The 17,825-nt window shown below is 38.3% G+C and carries 11 protein-coding genes, 1 tRNA gene, 3 rRNA genes and 1 other annotated feature (1 of these 16 only partly in view); of the genes, 14 read left to right on the forward strand and 1 reads right to left on the reverse strand.

Annotated features, from left to right (window positions below; translation table 11 throughout):
- Positions 1 to 327: 327 nt before the first annotated feature.
- From BJL90_RS05610 to BJL90_RS05670, 14 genes are all read left to right on the forward strand, one after another.
- A 16S ribosomal RNA gene (locus tag BJL90_RS05610) occupies positions 328 to 1,857 on the forward strand.
- A 181-nt stretch (positions 1,858 to 2,038) separates the two neighbouring features.
- Positions 2,039 to 2,115 (forward strand) — tRNA-Ile (locus BJL90_RS05615).
- A 62-nt stretch (positions 2,116 to 2,177) separates the two neighbouring features.
- Positions 2,178 to 5,240 (forward strand): 23S ribosomal RNA (locus BJL90_RS05620).
- 260 nt (positions 5,241 to 5,500) lie between these two features.
- A 5S ribosomal RNA gene (rrf, locus tag BJL90_RS05625) occupies positions 5,501 to 5,617 on the forward strand.
- The 16S, 23S and 5S rRNA genes sit together here with 1 tRNA gene alongside, the layout of an rRNA operon.
- Before the next feature lie 167 nt (positions 5,618 to 5,784).
- A complete protein-coding gene (locus BJL90_RS05630) occupies positions 5,785 to 6,627 on the forward strand; it encodes a fumarate hydratase (protein WP_070965153.1) in 843 nt (280 codons plus the stop codon).
- A gap of 13 nt (positions 6,628 to 6,640) precedes the next feature.
- Positions 6,641 to 7,183, forward strand: coding sequence for a FumA C-terminus/TtdB family hydratase beta subunit (locus BJL90_RS05635; protein ID WP_070965155.1), 543 nt, complete (start codon positions 6,641 to 6,643; stop codon positions 7,181 to 7,183).
- Between the two features lie 104 nt (positions 7,184 to 7,287).
- Positions 7,288 to 7,443 carry a MerR family transcriptional regulator gene (locus BJL90_RS23035; RefSeq protein WP_081561857.1) on the forward strand — a complete coding sequence of 52 codons (156 nt, stop codon included), beginning with the start codon at positions 7,288 to 7,290 and terminating at the stop codon, positions 7,441 to 7,443.
- A gap of 110 nt (positions 7,444 to 7,553) precedes the next feature.
- Positions 7,554 to 8,753 carry an IS200/IS605 family accessory protein TnpB-related protein gene (locus BJL90_RS05640; RefSeq protein WP_070965158.1) on the forward strand — a complete coding sequence of 400 codons (1,200 nt, stop codon included), beginning with the start codon at positions 7,554 to 7,556 and terminating at the stop codon, positions 8,751 to 8,753.
- 458 nt (positions 8,754 to 9,211) lie between these two features.
- Complete coding sequence (locus BJL90_RS05645; RefSeq protein ID WP_070965161.1) at positions 9,212 to 9,730, forward strand: transcription repressor NadR; 519 nt, start codon at positions 9,212 to 9,214, stop codon at positions 9,728 to 9,730.
- A 102-nt stretch (positions 9,731 to 9,832) separates the two neighbouring features.
- On the forward strand, positions 9,833 to 10,756 hold the full coding sequence (nadA, locus tag BJL90_RS05650) for a quinolinate synthase NadA (protein WP_070965164.1): 924 nt from the start codon (positions 9,833 to 9,835) through the stop codon (positions 10,754 to 10,756).
- Positions 10,757 to 10,770: 14 nt separating this feature from the next.
- Entirely contained in the window at positions 10,771 to 12,288 is a 1,518-nt protein-coding gene (nadB, locus tag BJL90_RS05655) for an L-aspartate oxidase (RefSeq protein ID WP_070965166.1), read from the forward strand.
- A 22-nt stretch (positions 12,289 to 12,310) separates the two neighbouring features.
- Positions 12,311 to 13,153, forward strand: coding sequence for a carboxylating nicotinate-nucleotide diphosphorylase (gene nadC / locus BJL90_RS05660; RefSeq protein ID WP_418219420.1), 843 nt, complete (start codon positions 12,311 to 12,313; stop codon positions 13,151 to 13,153).
- Positions 13,154 to 13,187: 34 nt separating this feature from the next.
- Positions 13,188 to 14,237 (forward strand): PTS sugar transporter subunit IIC, encoded by a 1,050-nt coding sequence (locus BJL90_RS05665; protein WP_070965171.1) that lies wholly within the window; start codon positions 13,188 to 13,190, stop codon positions 14,235 to 14,237.
- A gap of 222 nt (positions 14,238 to 14,459) precedes the next feature.
- Positions 14,460 to 17,204 (forward strand): UPF0182 family membrane protein, encoded by a 2,745-nt coding sequence (locus tag BJL90_RS05670; RefSeq protein ID WP_236905029.1) that lies wholly within the window; start codon positions 14,460 to 14,462, stop codon positions 17,202 to 17,204.
- Between the two features lie 62 nt (positions 17,205 to 17,266).
- Here the strand turns inward: BJL90_RS05670 and BJL90_RS05675 are convergent, their stop codons facing one another.
- Positions 17,267 to 17,470 carry a hypothetical protein gene (locus BJL90_RS05675; RefSeq protein ID WP_070965174.1) on the reverse strand — a complete coding sequence of 68 codons (204 nt, stop codon included), beginning with the start codon at positions 17,468 to 17,470 and terminating at the stop codon, positions 17,267 to 17,269.
- Positions 17,471 to 17,652: 182 nt separating this feature from the next.
- Positions 17,653 to 17,825 (forward strand) — a binding site (T-box leader); it runs 42 nt beyond the window's last position.

A 17,825-nucleotide genomic window follows, 5' to 3' on the forward strand; every position in this document is an offset into this window, starting at 1 on the left:
AAATTGATGGCGTAAGATATAAGACACTTGAAAAGTACTTCTTTTTTATTTCTTTTTATAGAAGAAAGCTTAAAAAAATTTGACAAACAATAAAGAATATGATATAGTAGTAAAAGTCGCCGCCAGCAAGGGGTGACAGGAAAGAAGAAAGTTCGACACAGATGAAAAAGAAATTTTTTAAAAAAGTGTTGACATAAGATAGCGAAGTATGATATAGTAGTTAAGTCGCCAAACGAGGGCGGCGAAAAAAAGGTCTTTGAAAATTAAACAGTATAGATATTAAGCCAGCAAAATACATCTATCAATATTGATAGAACCCAGAAATTTTTTATTAAGAGTTTGATCCTGGCTCAGGATGAACGCTGGCGGCGTGCCTAACACATGCAAGTCGAGCGAACCGATTTATCGGAAGCCTTCGGGTGGAAGATGATGAGGTTAGCGGCGGACGGGTGAGTAACGCGTGGGTAACCTACCTTGTACAGGGGGATAACAGTCGGAAACGATTGCTAATACCGCATAAAGCTATTTTAAGGCATCTTAGAATAGCCAAAGATTTATTGGTACAAGATGGGCCCGCGTCTGATTAGCTAGTTGGTGGGGTAAAGGCCTACCAAGGCGACGATCAGTAGCCGACCTGAGAGGGTGACCGGCCACACTGGAACTGAGACACGGTCCAGACTCCTACGGGAGGCAGCAGTGGGGGATATTGCACAATGGGGGAAACCCTGATGCAGCGACGCCGCGTGAGCGAAGAAGGCCTTCGGGTCGTAAAGCTCTGTTTCGAGGGAAGAAAAATGACGGTACCTCGGGAGGAAGCCCCGGCTAACTACGTGCCAGCAGCCGCGGTAATACGTAGGGGGCAAGCGTTATCCGGAATCACTGGGCGTAAAGGGTGCGTAGGCGGCCAATAAAGTCTAGGGTGAAAGGCTACGGCTCAACCGTAGTAAGCCTTGGAAACTTATTGGCTTGAGTGCAGGAGAGGAGAGTGGAATTCCTAGTGTAGCGGTGAAATGCGTAGATATTAGGAGGAACACCAGTGGCGAAGGCGACTCTCTGGACTGTAACTGACGCTGAGGCACGAAAGCGTGGGGAGCGAACAGGATTAGATACCCTGGTAGTCCACGCCGTAAACGATGAGTGCTAGGTGTTGGGGGTCAAACCTCAGTGCCGCAGCTAACGCATTAAGCACTCCGCCTGGGGAGTACGCACGCAAGTGTGAAACTCAAAGGAATTGACGGGGACCCGCACAAGCAGCGGAGCATGTGGTTTAATTCGAAGCAACGCGAAGAACCTTACCTGGACTTGACATCCTTATGACCGCTTTTTAACAGAAGCTTTCCCTTCGGGGACAGAAGTGACAGGTGGTGCATGGTTGTCGTCAGCTCGTGTCGTGAGATGTTGGGTTAAGTCCCGCAACGAGCGCAACCCTTGTCTTTAGTTGCCAGCATTTCGGATGGGCACTCTAGAGAGACTGCCGGGGACAACTCGGAGGAAGGTGGGGATGACGTCAAATCATCATGCCCCTTATGTTCAGGGCTACACACGTGCTACAATGGCCGATACAAAGGGCAGCGAAGGAGTAATCTGGAGCGAATCTCATAAAGTCGGTCTCAGTTCGGATTGTGGGCTGAAACTCGCCCACATGAAGTTGGAGTTGCTAGTAATCGCGAATCAGAATGTCGCGGTGAATGCGTTCCCGGGTCTTGTACACACCGCCCGTCACACCATGGGAGTCGGAAGCGCCCGAAGCCAGCTACTTTAACCGAAAGGAGAGAGCTGTCGAAGGTGAAGCCGATGACTGGGGTGAAGTCGTAACAAGGTAGCCGTATCGGAAGGTGCGGCTGGATCACCTCCTTTCTAAGGAGAAAGGCTTTTACTATACTGTTTAATTTTGAGGGACTTTTGTTTCTCAATAAGCAGACAACCAAAATCTTAGATTTTGTGTTAGTCGCTTAGTTAAAAATTCTGTAATTCACGACAATGGTTTTAAACCAACAAAAAATGAATGGAAGAATTTTTAACATCCTCTTAGATAAACGGGCTCATAGCTCAGCAGGTTAGAGCGCACGCCTGATAAGCGTGAGGTCGGTGGTTCGAGTCCACTTGAGCCCACCAAATTGTTCTTTGAAAACTAAACAATGTTATGAGAAAGAAAAAAGCTGAAGTAATTCACTAAAGGTCAAGTTATTAAGGGCAAAGGGTGGATGCCTTGGCACTAGGAGCCGAAGAAGGACGTGGTAAGCTGCGAAAAGCCACGGGGAACCGCAAGCAGGTTTTGATCCGTGGATATCCGAATGGGGAAACCCACTTGGGGTAATGTCCAAGTATCTATTACTGAATTCATAGGTAATAGAAGGTAGACCGGGGGAACTGAAACATCTAAGTACCCCGAGGAAGAGAAAGAAAAATCGATTCCCTCAGTAGCGGCGAGCGAAAGGGGAAGAGCCCAAACCAAAGACTTAAGTTTTTGGGGTTGCGGACATTCTCATAAGAAGATTGGTAAGGGTAGTTGAAGAGAGTTGGAAAACTCCACCGTAGAGGGTAAAAGTCCTGTAAGCGAAACCCTGAAGATCTTTGAGGATGATCCAGAGTACCACGGGACACGTGAAACCCTGTGGGAAGCAGGGGGGACCACCCCCAAGGCTAAATACTACCTAGTGACCGATAGCGCATAGTACCGTGAGGGAAAGGTGAAAAGAACCCCGGGAGGGGAGTGAAAAAGAACCTGAAACCTTTTGCCTACAAGCTGTGGAAGCACTTTATATGTGTGACCGCGTACTTTTTGTAGAACGGGCCAACGAGTTATGGTATGTAGCAAGGTTAAGTACTGAAGGTACGGAGCCGAAGGGAAACCGAGTCTTAATAGGGCGACAAGTTACATGCTATAGACCCGAAACCGTGCGATCTACCCATGGGCAGGATGAAGCGGAAGTAAAATTTCGTGGAGGTCCGAACCAGTTGACGTTGAAAAGTCATTGGATGACCTGTGGGTAGCGGAGAAATTCCAATCGAGCTCGGAGATAGCTGGTTCTCGCCGAAATAGCTTTAGGGCTAGCCTTGAAATGAGAGTGACGGAGGTAGAGCACTGAATGGTCTAGGGGCCTTCACCGGTTACCAAAACCTATCAAACTCCGAATGCCGTTAACTTATTTTCAGGAGTCAGACTACGAGTGATAAGATCCGTGGTCAAGAGGGAAAGAGCCCAGACCATCAGCTAAGGTCCCAAAGTATACGTTAAGTGGGAAAGGATGTGGAGTTGCACAGACAACCAGGATGTTGGCTTAGAAGCAGCCACTCATTTAAAGAGTGCGTAATAGCTCACTGGTCGAGTGATTCTGCGCCGAAAATGTCCGGGGCTCAAACGTATCACCGAAGCTATGGATGCTGACGTAATCATTAGTACTTTTATAGAAGAGAAATTAAAGGACATTAAGCCAAAACTAACCGATAGGTTAGAATAAAGTTTTGGCCAAATACCTTAAGCTCAAACGTATCTATGAAGGTAGCAATGATTACGTCAGCGTGGTAGGCGAGCATTCTATGTGGGTTGAAGCTATACCGAAAGGAGTAGTGGACTGCATAGAAGAGAGAATGTTGGCATGAGTAACGAGAGGTAGGTGAGAATCCTACCCGTCGAAAACCTAAGGTTTCCTGAGGAAGGTTCGTCCGCTCAGGGTTAGTCGGGACCTAAGCCGAGGCAGAAATGCGTAGGCGATGGACAACAGGTTGAGATTCCTGTACCACCTAGAATCGTTTGAGAGATGGGGTGACACAGAAGGATAGGTTGAGCCCACCGTTGGTTGAGTGGGTCTAAGCCAGTAGGGAGCTAAGACAGGCAAATCCGTTTTAGCAACATCCTGAGAGGTGATGGGGAGCGAAAAACAAGTAGCGAAGCAACTGATTCCACACTGTCGAGAAAAGCCTCTATTGAGAAACTAGGTGCCCGTACCGCAAACCGACACAGGTAGGTGAGGAGAGAATCCTAAGACGAGCGGGAGAACCATTGTTAAGGAACTCGGCAAAATGACCCCGTAACTTCGGGAGAAGGGGTGCCGAAGGGTGTGAAGGCTTTTGCGCTGTAAGCACACTTCGGTCGCAGAGAACAGGCCCAAGCGACTGTTTAGCAAAAACATAGGTCTCTGCAAAGTCGAAAGACGACGTATAGGGGCTGACGCCTGCCCGGTGCTGGAAGGTTAAGGGGAAGTGTTAGGGCAACCGAAGCACAGAACTTAAGCCCCAGTAAACGGCGGCCGTAACTATAACGGTCCTAAGGTAGCGAAATTCCTTGTCGGGTAAGTTCCGACCCGCACGAAAGGCGTAACGATTTGGGCGCTGTCTCAACAATGGACCCGGTGAAATTGTAATACCAGTGAAGATGCTGGTTACCTGCGACAGGACGGAAAGACCCCGTGGAGCTTTACTGCAGCTTGACATTGGATTTTGGTACTAGATGTACAGGATAGGTGGGAGACTTAGAACCTAGGACGCCAGTCTTGGGGGAGTCGACGTTGGGATACCACTCTTGTAGTACTGAAGTTCTAACCATGAACCGTAAGCCGGTTTTGGGACACTGTCAGGCGGGCAGTTTGACTGGGGCGGTCGCCTCCTAAAAAGTAACGGAGGCGCTCAAAGGTTCCCTCAGCACGGTCGGAAATCGTGCAAAGAGTGCAAAGGCATAAGGGAGCTTGATTGCGAGACCAACAAGTCGAGCAAGGACGAAAGTCGGACTTAGTGATCCGGTGGTACCGAGTGGAAGGGCCATCGCTCAACGGATAAAAGCTACCCCGGGGATAACAGGCTTATCTCCCCCAAGAGTCCACATCGACGGGGAGGTTTGGCACCTCGATGTCGGCTCATCACATCCTGGGGCTGAAGTAGGTCCCAAGGGTTGGGCTGTTCGCCCATTAAAGTGGTACGCGAGCTGGGTTCAGAACGTCGTGAGACAGTTCGGTCCCTATCCGTCGCAGGCGTAGGAAATTTGAGAGGAGCTGTCCTTAGTACGAGAGGACCGGGATGGACGTACCGCTGGTGTACCAGTTGTCTTGCCAAAGGCACCGCTGGGTAGCTATGTACGGAAGGGATAAGTGCTGAAGGCATCTAAGCACGAAGCCCCCCTCAAGATAAGATTTCCCATCCGAAAGGAGTAAGACCCCAGAAAGACTATCTGGTAGATAGGTCGGAGGTGTAAGTGCAGTAATGTATTAAGCTGACCGATACTAATAGGTCGAGGACTTGACCAATATACTCATACATTGTTTAGTTTTGAGGGAATAATACCTCAAATTAAATAAGACATAGGTCATAAGCTGATGTTAGCTTATTCCCAACGGAATTTTCATTAGAAAAAACCCAATGAAATTCGTCGTGAAACGCTAACTAAGTGACCAACAAAGGATGTTAGAAAGTCTCATGATTCCTTCTGATGAAAAGAAGGAAAGGAATCAATCGATTTCTAACTAAGTGACTGACACAAAATCAAAGATTTTGGTCATCTACTTAATATCGTGACAATAGCGAAGGGGTCACACCTGTTCCCATACCGAACACAGTAGTTAAGCCCTTCAGCGCTGATGGTACTTGGCGGGAAGCTGCCTGGGAGAGTAGGTCGTTGCGATATAAAAAAACTTCTACAAAAAACGTAGAAGTTTTTTTAGTTTTTGTTATGATTAAAAGTTGCACAATAGATAAAAAACATTACGATAAAAAGTCAGTAGCTATAGATATTTCAATATACATATTGTTATAATAAGATAACTGAAGTAGTTCTAAAAGGAGTGATAGAATTTGAGAATTATTGATACAAAAGAAGTTATACCTATAATAAAAAACTTATGCAAAAAAGCCTGCTATGCGTTAGACGAAGATTTTATAGAAGTGCTGAAGGCATCTTTTGAAAAAGAAGAGTCGCCATTAGGGAAAGAGATCTTGGAATCCCTCATAGAAAATGCAATTTATGCAAAAAAAGAACAAGTAGCCTGTTGCCAAGATACTGGAATCACCATTGTCCATATGGAGATTGGACAAGAGGTAACCTGGGAGGGAATCCCTTTAATAGATGCTATCAACGAAGGTGTAAGACAAGGGTACGTAGAAGGTTATTTGCGAAAATCCGTGGTTCAAGACCCTATTCTAAGAAAAAATACTGGTGATAATACACCAGCAGTGGTTAGAACAGAAATTGTCGCTGGTGATCAAGTAAAGGTTACCATTATGCCAAAAGGCGCTGGTAGTGAAAATATGAGCCGCCTTAAAATGTTGACACCAGCTGATGGTATAAAAGGTATTAAAGAATTTGTAATAGAAACAATAGAATTAGCGGGTGGAAAAGCATGTCCTCCCTATATCGTGGGCATAGGTATTGGTGGTACGATGGATTTAGCTGCTTGGCTGGCTAAAAAATCTTTGGAAAGGCCTATAGGAGATAGAAATAAAGCAGAGCATTTGGCGGCCCTAGAAATAGAGCTTCGGGACATTATTAACGACTTAGGTCTTGGACCATTAGGTTTAGGGGGAAGGGTTACTGCACTAGATGTTCATATTGAAGCCTATGCCTGTCATATTGCTAGCTTACCTATTGCTGTAAATCTGCAATGCCATGCAAATAGACATGCAGTAGTGACGATTTAAGGGGGAATTAGAGATGAAGGTACAACTTCCTTTTACAAAGGATTTAATAGAGAAGTTAAATATAGGTGAGGTACTAGAGCTAACAGGATATATTTATACAGCTAGAGATGCTGCTCACCAACGTATGGTGGAAACTTTGAAAAAGGGTGAAAAATTGCCAATAAATTTACAAGAAGAAACGATCTTTTACGCTGGACCATGCCCTGCTCCACCAAAACATGCTATAGGAGCAGTAGGTCCTACTACCAGTGCAAGAATGGATCCTTATGTAGAAGATTTGTTAAAAGAAGGACTTATCGCTATGATTGGCAAAGGAGATAGATCCTCTTATATACCACCTTTAATGAAAAAATACAAAGTTATATACTTATTAGGCATAGGTGGTGCTGCAGCTATTACAGCTCGACAGGTAAAGTCAGTAGAAGAAATTGCTTACCAGGACTTGGGCCCTGAATCTATTAAGAAGTTATATGTAGAAGACCTGAAGGTAATTGTAGGGATAGACACAAAGGGTAAGGTTCTTTCAGAGGAAAACATTAGGAAATACAAAAAATAAAAAATTAAAAGAGGGAGGTATAGACAGTTTTAAAAAACATATAAAAATATGTACTAATCTATACAAATGTGCGGCACGATATATCGTAAGGAAGGTGATATGTTATGCCACAATTATTTTCTATAGGAAAAGCAGCTAAACAATTAGGAGTAAGTATCAAAACTTTAAGAGACTGGGACAAAAAGGGGTTAATCAACTTCACAACAACGCCTGGTGGCCATAGAAGAATAGAAGAGTCTGAGATTAACAGGTTCTGCTAGAATTTATGGGAAGAGAGGTGGCAAAAAAGTAGCTAAAAGGGTTGAAAATATATTAAAAGAAGAAAAAGCCTAAAAAAACTGATTTAGAAACATGTTTAAAGGGTTTATCTATGCGTTTAGAAAAGCTACAAAAAAGAGAATTATACTTAAGGGAATGTCAAGAAAAAGGCATTATTCCAAAGGTTATATTTGGAGGTAGGAAAAACTTCTTTAAAAGAATGGAAGGCAAAATTTCTAATAAAGAGTGGAAAGAACTTCGCTCAAACCATATATACTCTAGGGGAGATAAGGCTAAATCAGGTAATCTTAATATTAGGCTTGTTTATGAAAAAGATAAATTTTATATAGAAATAGCTGATACGCTTAAAACTAACGATAAAAATAACCGTAGTCCTAGAATTAAAGCAGAGGTTAGCATTCCTGATAAATTCTTTAATAAAGTGATAGATACAATAATTCCAGATAAGGGCTATAATGTTAAGACTAAAAAACAAGTAGACATCTATAAGCCATATACAATACAAATAATAAGAAAAAAGAATGAATACTATGTTCACTTAACTATTGAAGAAGAGGTTTCAGGTAGAGAGCTTGGATTTAGTGAACTTTCTGTAGATGATAAGGTTGCGGGTATAGATATTAATATAGACAGGATCGCTTTAACTATCCTGTCTAAAGAGGGAAATTTCTTAAAAAGCAAAGTTTTTTATTATCATGAGATGGAATATGTAAAGTCAAACAGAAGAAATAACTTAGCGGGTGAAACCGCTAAAGAGGTTATAGATGATTTACTTAGTGAAAATATTGGTGCTATCGTAATTGAAGATTTAAAGTTTAGCCAAGATCACGATACAAATAAAAAATTTAATAGACTAACTAGTAATTTTGCTAAGCAAAAGTTAGTGAATGCACTTACTCATAGAGCATTAAGACATGGCTTTTTAATTAAAAAAGTAAATCCTGCTTATACCTCTGTAATAGGTAAATACAAATATTCAAAAATTTATGGGTTATCGGTGCATGAGGCAGCTAGTTTTGTGATTGGCAGAAGAGGTCTAGGTTTTGTTGAAAAACTACCTAAAGAGTTAATTAAAATACTTAAAAATGAAGTAAAGCCACATATCATTAAAACATTGGGTTCAATGGAAGAAACCTATAAAAAAAGTGAAAGTGGCAAATCTCAAAGAAAATTTTTAGGTATGCTATTAAGAAATATTGATGATTTCAAGCAAAATCATGCATGGAAAACATGGAATGTTGTCCAAAAAGCATTAAAATATAAAGAGCATAAGTTAGTTTTAGCTCTGTAACACCGCTTGGCATGGGGTTACTTGTGGAAAGAATGCCTTATGTCAGCACAAAACCCTCCCTAACAGGGAACCACAGATTGTATCTTCTGCAATAGGCAGATGATAAGGCTTTGGCGTTTCTGATGGAATGGAGTGAGAATCTTCAGGGTAAAACAATGTTTTAGTATGCACAAATCTCATAGTTTAGTAAAAGTATATATTTGTGCAGATTTTTTAAACCAGGATTATCCTTCTTTTTGTTTTATGTGAAACAAAACTATGCTAAAATAGCTTTAACATTTAACTACAAGTATTTGCTTAAACAAATTATTAAAAAAAGTCTCCTCAGGTTATTATACTGAGAGTAGCCAAGGATTTTGCTTGTCCTTAGATTAGATGATAGAAAGGTTGTTAGCTTATAAATTATGATATAGGTTAGGGCTAATGGATATTTAATATAGCAGAAAAGGGTGATTTATATGAATAGTAAGGAAAGAAGAAAAGCTATAGTAAAAGCGCTGAAGGAAGAGAATAAGCCCAAGAAGGGAACAGAACTGGCTAGTTATTTTGATGTATCTAGGCAAGTAATCGTACAAGATATAGCCTTGCTAAGGGCAGAAGGAGTAGATATCATAGCTACGCCCCAAGGATATGTAATTCCTAGAAATGATACAGATAAAATAAAAAAAACCATTGTTTCAAAACATACTAGTTATAAAGATATGAAGGAAGAGTTGAAAATTATGATTCATCATGGTGCAAGGATTTTAGATGTTATCGTGGAACATCCAATTTATGGGGAAATAAAGGGAATATTGGATATTAGTTATAGAAAAGAGTTAGATGAATTTATGGATAAAGTAAAAAATTATAAGGCTGAGCCATTATCCTCTTTAACAGAAGGTGTTCATATTCATACAGTGGAGGTACCAGATGAGGAAACATTTAAAAAAATGCAGGCAGCTCTTTTAGAAAAAGGTTACTTGATTAATGAATAAAAATGTGATATATTTTTTAGAAATAGGTGACAAGACAGATGTAAAAACATTTGTAAAAACATATATAATCAAGATAATATCCCTATAGAAAGGATTAATTTTATGTCTAAACAAATAACGGAAAGAGAAATGATTGAAGAAATAAAACGCTTAAAAAAAGAAAAAAATGCCATCATACTTGCTCATAACTATCAAATACCAGAAATACAAGAAATTGCGGATATTGTAGGAGATTCTTTAAAATTAAGTCAAGAGGCGGCAAAAACAAGTGCAGATATAATCGTTTTAAGTGGTGTACACTTCATGGCAGAAAGCGTAAAAATTCTTTCTCCTGAAAAGAAGGTTTTATTACCAGTTTATGATGCAGGATGTCCTATGGCGGATATGATTGATGTAGAGAAGCTAAAAATCTTTAAACAACAGTATCCAAATATTCCTGTTGTATGTTATGTCAATTCTTCTGCTGAAGTAAAGGGAGAAAGTGATATTTGTTGTACTTCTTCTAATGCGTTAAAAATTGTGAAAAGTCTTAAGTCAGATCGAGTCCTTTTTATTCCCGACAAGAATCTAGGTAGTTATATTGCAAAGCAATTGCCAGAGAAGGAAGTTATTTCATGGGAGGGGTTTTGTATCACCCATCATCGTGTAAAGCCAGGGGAAATAGATGCTGTTAAGCAAAAGCATCCAGAAGCTCTTGTATTAGTACATCCAGAGTGCACGCCGGAGGTGGTAGAAAGGGCAGACTTTGTGGGAAGTACTTCTCAAATTATACAGTATGCTACTGAGGGGGAAAATAAAACCTATGTTATTGGAACAGAAATGGGGGTATTACACAAGCTTAGGAAAAGTAATCCTGATAAAACCTTTTATTTACTATCTCCTGCACTAGTCTGTTTTAATATGAAGAAAACAACCTTGAGAGATGTTTATTTAGCATTGCAGAATGAAGAAAAGGAAATTGTGGTGGAGGAAGAAGTAAGAAAAAAAGCATTAAAAGCATTGGAAACAATGATAAATATCTGTTAAGGAGATAAAAAACAATGAAGGATAAATCTATTATTGATGGTGACGTCATTGTTATAGGCACAGGTATTGCAGGAGTGTTTACAGCGTTAAATATAGATACTAAATATAGTGTAATACTAATAAGCAAAACAACAATAGAAAAGAACAATAGTCGATTAGCGCAAGGCGGTATAGCTGTTTCTGTAGATAAGGATATCCATTTTCAGGATACTTTGAGGGCGGGCTGTTACTGTAATAATCAGGAAACCTTAAAAATTCTTGTTGAAGAATCTAGTGAGAATATTGCAAAGCTTATGGCCTATGGTGTGAATTTTGATAGAGATGATCGAGGAATATTAAAATTTACCAGAGAGGGAGGACATAGGCAAAATAGTATTCTTCATGTAAAGGATGCTACAGGCAGAGAAATTGTTAAAATACTAGATGAAGAAGTAAAAAAGTCTACAAATATAAAAATTGTAGAAAACGTTTTTGCTGTAGACCTTATAACAGAAGAAAATAAAGCAAAGGCACTTTTGTGTATAGATAAAAGAGGAAAAAAAGTGATTTGCCGAGGAAAAGCTTTTGTGATGGCTACTGGAGGTATTGGTCAAATTTATAAAAATACAACAAATGATGTTATAGCTACTGGTGATGGCATAGCTATGGCGCATAGAGCTTCAGTAGAAATAAGGGATATGGAATTTGTACAGTTTCATCCTACTGCCCTATATAACCCAAAAGGAGGGCAATGCTTTTTAATTTCCGAAGCTGTAAGGGGAGAAGGTGCTATTCTTAAAAATTTTCAAGGAGAAGCCTTTATGGGAAAATATCATGAAATGAAGGATTTAGCTCCTAGGGACATTGTAGCAAGATCTATTTTCACTGAAATGAAAAAAAGTAATAGTCCTTTTGTTTATTTGGACATTACCCATCAGCCTAAAAGCTTTATTAAAGAGAGATTTCCAACAATTTATCAGTATTGTTTGTCACAAGGAATAGATATGACAAAACAGTATCTTCCTGTAGTGCCGGTAGAGCATTATGTTATGGGGGGAATTTTGACAGATATAGATGGAAAAACAAGTATGGAGGCCTTGTACGCCTGCGGAGAGTGTGCTTGTACAGGCGTTCACGGCAGTAACCGACTAGCTAGTAATTCTTTGCTGGAGGGCATTGTATTTGGTAACAGGGTAGCTAAAGCCATTAGTAAGTATCTTTGTGAATATAGTATAAACAACAAAGTTAGTGGTTTGTCTATAGATTTTTACCCTATAGAAAAGATAAATAAAAGCAACACTTCCATAGCTATAGATAATTTCAAAAAAACCCTGAAAAATATTATGCAGAATCAAGTTTCTATCATAAGAAATAAAACAGAATTACAAAAAGCTCTTATAGAAATCAAAAAAATGAAGGAAGCTTTAGAAAAGAATCAAAAAGAAATTATTTCTTACTATGAATTAAATAATATGCTTACAGTGGCATTATTGATTATAGAAGCTGCTATCAAAAGAAGAGAAAGTGTGGGTGCTCACTACCTCGTAAGTTAATAAGTTCTTTGGAGGGATGATATTGTATAACAAGTTTTTGCTAGAGAAAATTATAAAAAATGCATTGATTGAAGATATAAACTATACAGATCTAACAACAGACACTTTATTAGAGGAAAGTAATAGAGGAAAAGCTATGATGATAGCTAAAGAAGAAGGTGTAATTGCGGGGATTTCAGTAGTAGAGATGGTATTTAAATTGATTGATCCTACAATGGAAATAATACCTATGAAAGAGGATGGAGATTGTGTAACAAAGGGAGAAAAAATTATTGAAATAAGGGGCAAAACAAAAAATTTGTTGAAAGGAGAGAGAGTAGCTTTAAATTTTTTGCAGAGAATGTCGGGGATTGCTACAAAATCCAGAGAATATAGTGAGTTTGTCAAGGGTTATGCTATAAAGATTGTCGACACAAGAAAAACCACACCGGGGCTTAGAGTTTTAGAAAAATATGCTGTTAAAGTAGGTGGGTGCCATAATCACCGTTTTAATTTGTCAGATGCAGTATTAATCAAGGACAACCACATCAAAGCGGTAGGCAGCATTACACAAGCGATAAAGCAGTGTAGAAAGAAGGTCTCCCACACTGTAAAAATTGAGGTTGAGGTGGAAACAATACAACAATTAAAAGAAGCTTTAGAAGCCAAAGCAGATATTATTATGCTGGATAATATGAGTACACAGACTATGAAGGAGGCTGTAGCTATCACCAATAAAACAGCCATTTTAGAAGCCTCTGGCAATATTACAAAGGAAAAGTTAATAGAGATAGCTGAGATAGGAATAGATATTATTTCAGTAGGCGAATTAACACATTCTATAAAAGCTATGGATATAAGTATGAATTTGGTTAAAGAAGGATAGTTTAACAAAAATTGTGTAAAGAGAGGGAATACAGATGAAAATAAATGGTGAAAGGGCTTCTATAAGGGAATATTTTACAAAATCATTAAACGGTATGGCTTTAGGCTTGTTTTCTTCTTTAATTATCGGTCTTATACTAAAGCAAATAGGTGAATTAATGAATATCCCTGTACTGATGTCTTTTGGGCAGATTGCTCAGTTTTTAATGGGGCCGGCTATAGGTGCTGGAGTAGCTTTTGCAGTAGGGGCACCTTCTCTAGGAATATTTGCTTCAATAGCTACAGGGGCTATTGGTGCAAATACCATATTCTTAACAGAAGCAGGAGCTTACAGTATAAAAACAGGTGAACCAGTGGGAGCTTTTGTTGCAGCCTTAATAGGGGCAGAGGTAGCAAAGCTAATCGTAGGAAAGACAAAGGTGGATATTGTTTTAATTCCTGCCCTTACAATTGTAGCGGGAGGACTAGCAGGGAACTTTATAGGCCCTGCGGTAGCAGCCATTATGACAGGTTTAGGGCAAATTATTAACAGTCTCACAGTGATTCATCCGATTCCTATGGGTATATTGGTAGCTGCTTTAATGGGGATGATTTTGACATTACCTATTAGTAGTGCTGCATTAGCTATATCCCTAGGTTTAGACGGTTTAGCAGCAGGAGCTGCTGTGGTGGGCTGTGCCACCCAAATGATCGGATTTGGTATAGCAAGTTATAGAGAAAATGGCTTTGGGGGATTTATTGCTCAAGGTTTAGGCACCAGTATGTTACAAGTACCTAATATTATAAAGAATCCTTTTATATGGATTCCGCCTACATTAGCTAGCGCCTTGTTGGGGCCTTTAGCTACCACGTTATTCTCTATGGAAAATAACAGCATAGGGGCTGGCATGGGCACCAGTGGTTTAGTAGGACAGTTTGGTACCTTTGCAAAAATGGTTACAGAGCAGGGTAATCCTTCCTCTGTTGTGCTAATAAAGGTAATAATTCTACATTTTATTCTTCCGGCAATATTGACACTTATTATTGCAGAGTATATGAGAAAAAAAGGATGGATTAAATTTGGAGATATGAAGCTAAATCAGTAAGTTTACAAACCCATTGCCTTTAAACCTGAGAATTTTTTAATGGATTTGTTATTTCCAATTGTTACAATACTTTCAAATGCTCTCACTTTATATGTTTGGTTTTCTCTCGAAATAATTAGGGAAATTTCATAAGTTGAGTTAGTAATTTGTAAAAATAAGATACCCATAGTATAATAAATAAAATACTATGGGATTTTGTTTTTTGAAAAGGAGGGGAAAACAGTGACAAAAAGTAAGAAAATCTTGATGCTTTCAATTCTTGCAGCTGTTTTTGTTTTTGTTGGTTTTTTCAATGAAATTATCAATTTTATTGTAAACTACCAATGGTTTAGTGAATTAGGCTATAATGAAGTTTTTTTAACAAAATTGAAAACACAGTTTCAATTAGGTATTCCTATATTTTTTATTTCTACACTATTTTATTATATTTATTTGATTATCTTGAAGAAGGATTACTATAAAAAAACCCAGACCTATGAAGCAGGGATAAGCGAAAAAAGGATTAATCAGATGATATTGATTCCATCAGTATTCCTGGGTTTTATCACTTCCACTTCTATTGCTGGAAAGCTGTGGCTGCGGCTTTTAATGTACTTTCATGCAGAAGGATTTGGTATAGTTGATCCTATATTTAGCAAAGATGTTTCTTTTTATATATTTAAACTACCAGTAATACAGCAGTTGTTAAGTACTATCATAGGGTTATTAGTAACTTTAGTTTTTATTACTTTTGCTTTTTATGCTGTAATGTTTTTTATAAAAAAACCCACCTATTATGCGTCAGAGGAAGAAATTAAGTGGAACAAAGGTATTTTAAAAAACTTTACAGATATAGCAGTCAAGCAATTAACCATGATTGGTGTCATCTTTTTTATGATTTTAGCAGCAAACCACTATTTAGCAGCCTATGATCTATTATATTCTTCAACAGGAGCTGTTTATGGGGCAGGATATACAGATATTCATGTGAGTTTGATTTTATATAGAATACAAATGGTGATTTCTCTATTATCAGCGATGGCATTGGTTTTCGGCTATTTTAAGAAATCATGGAAAAAAGCGTTACTGCTTCCCGCTGCGTTAGTGGTTGTCACGATAGTAGGAAATATAGCAGCGTTAGGGATAGAAAAGCTGGTAGTAGAGCCTAATGTTATTGCAAAAGAAACTCCCTATATACAAAATAATATTGAATATACAAGAAAGGCCTATGGACTTCAAGATGTTACTGTTAGGGAATTTAATGTAGAAAATAATTTAACAGCAGAAGACTTGGAGAATAATCAAGAAACCATTAAAAACATAAGAATCAATGACTATAGACCTACGATAGAGTCCTATAACCAACTACAAGCTATAAGACCTTACTATCGTTTTGTAGATGTAGATATTGATCGGTATGTAATTAATGGAGAATATAAGCAGGTTTTTTTAGCACCTAGAGAATTGGATCAAGACAGATTAAGTGAGAATGCTAGAACATGGGTGAATCAACATTTAAAATATACCCATGGTTATGGTGTGTCATTATCTCCTGTAAATGCTGTTACTAGTGAAGGGCAGCCAGAGCTTTTGATTAGAAATATACCGCCCGTAAGTAGTACTGATATAGAAATAGAAAGACCAGAAATTTACTTTGGAGAGCTAACAAATCAATATATTATCGTAAACACGAAGGAAAAAGAATTTGACTATCCATTAGGGGGAGATGCAAATGCAGAGACCATGTATGAAGGAAGGGCTGGAATTTCTTTAAGTGGCCTTAACCGATTGCTGTATACCCTTCATGAAAGAAGTTTAAAAATCTTAATCTCTAATAGTATTACATCGGATAGTAGAATTGTCCGAGATAGAAATATATTAGATAGGGTGAACAAGATAGCTCCTTTTATTCATTATGATGAAGATCCTTATATCGTCATTGATGAAGGAAGACTTTATTGGATTATAGACGGTTATACCATTACAAGTAATTATCCCTATGCCACTCCTTATATGGCAGGGAGAAATAATTATATTAGAAATGCTGTAAAGGTGGTAATTGATGCCTATGATGGAGATACACAGTATTATATATCAGATAATGATGATCCTGTTATTCAAACCTATAGGAATATTTTTCCACAACTTTTTAAGGATTTAGAAGAAATGCCAGAGGGATTAAAGGATCACATTCGTTATCCTCAAGTATTATTTGATATTCAAGCAGAGGTATATGAACTTTATCATGTTACTAATCCATCTATATTCTATACAGAAGAAGATGTGTGGAATATAGCTCAGGAAAAATATGCCGCAGGACAACAAAATGTAGAATCTCAATATATGATCATGAAATTACCAGGAAAGGAAAAAGAAGAATTTGTTTTATCCGTTCCTTATACCCCGAATAGAATGCCAAATATGACAGCTATATTAAAAGCTAGAAATGATGGGGAATATTATGGAGAGCTTATTCTTTATCGATTACCAAAAGATCAAAATATTTATGGTCCTATGCAAATAGAAAATAGAATTGATGGAGATTCACAAATATCTCAAAACCTAACCCTATGGGGAGAAGGTGGGTCTTCGGTTATTAGAGGAAATCTTTTAGTTATTCCTATAGAAGAATCTTTACTCTATGTAGAACCCCTCTATATAAGGGCTTCTACCCAAAATAGTCTTCCAGAGGTGAAAAAAGTTATTGTAGCTTATAAAGATCAAATTGTTATGGAAACAACCTTAGAAATTGCTTTGGAAAAGATATTTGGAACAACTGCTCCGAGAGAAACAACACCAGAAGTTCCATCAGAAACTCCTCAGTTAGAGAGCCCTTTAGATGATATCCAAAGCCTTATTCAAAGGGCCAACAAGGCGTTTGAAAATGCTAATCGTTCTTCTCAAGAAGGGAACTGGGCGGAATATGGAAAATATATTAAGGAGCTAGAAGAAATATTAAAGCAAATGAATGCTGAGATGAGTAATTAGAATAAAATGCACCCTTTTCAAAGGGTGCATTTATTTTAAATAAGAGCTCCTTTTTATGAAATCTAAAAACGAGTTCTTAATTGCTTTAATTCTTCCAGAGACATATCATCTAACCGTTGGGCTTTCCGAGCAAATTCTTGTCGTGTAATAATATTTTTTTCGATAAGTAGTTCAACCAAGGTGGCGATAGCTAAAGTATTTCTGTAATCAATATTTTTCATATCACTTATCTGCCCTATTAAATCCACATCATTTATTTTCTCCATATAAAATTCCCCCTAATCGTGTATTTTATTTAAAGTATTGACCTTTTGTGTAAATTTTTATACATAGAGAGGAAATAGAAGAATAGAATTTTTGTAATTTACCAATAATAAAATAACAATAGGATAAAAATTATTGAAAATAAGGAAAATCTATGATAAACTAATTTCAAAATGGGAATAAACATAAGGCAAGGAAAAGAAATAGTAAACAGGTAGCTTTTTTAGAGAGTCGGTGGTAGGTGAGAATCGATAAAGTCAACTGTTGAATCCCTCTTGGAGCTATATACTGAAATAGAGTAGGTATCATCGGTTTGCAACCGTTAAAAAGCAGTAGAGTGAATTAGTCTATACTAAT

It is taken from the genome of Clostridium formicaceticum, from assembly GCF_001854185.1.
Classification (GTDB): domain Bacteria; phylum Bacillota; class Clostridia; order Peptostreptococcales; family Natronincolaceae; genus Andreesenella; species Andreesenella formicacetica.

Coding starts and splice junctions, on each gene's coding strand:
- BJL90_RS05635 (WP_070965155.1), top strand. CDS start 6,641: ATGAAGGTACAACTTCCTTTTACAAAGGATTTAATAGAGAAGTTAAAT.
- BJL90_RS23035 (WP_081561857.1), top strand. CDS start 7,288: ATGCCACAATTATTTTCTATAGGAAAAGCAGCTAAACAATTAGGAGTA.
- BJL90_RS05640 (WP_070965158.1), top strand. CDS start 7,554: ATGCGTTTAGAAAAGCTACAAAAAAGAGAATTATACTTAAGGGAATGT.
- BJL90_RS05645 (WP_070965161.1), top strand. CDS start 9,212: ATGAATAGTAAGGAAAGAAGAAAAGCTATAGTAAAAGCGCTGAAGGAA.
- nadA (WP_070965164.1), top strand. CDS start 9,833: ATGTCTAAACAAATAACGGAAAGAGAAATGATTGAAGAAATAAAACGC.
- nadB (WP_070965166.1), top strand. CDS start 10,771: ATGAAGGATAAATCTATTATTGATGGTGACGTCATTGTTATAGGCACA.
- BJL90_RS05665 (WP_070965171.1), top strand. CDS start 13,188: ATGAAAATAAATGGTGAAAGGGCTTCTATAAGGGAATATTTTACAAAA.
- BJL90_RS05675 (WP_070965174.1), bottom strand. CDS start 17,470: ATGGAGAAAATAAATGATGTGGATTTAATAGGGCAGATAAGTGATATG.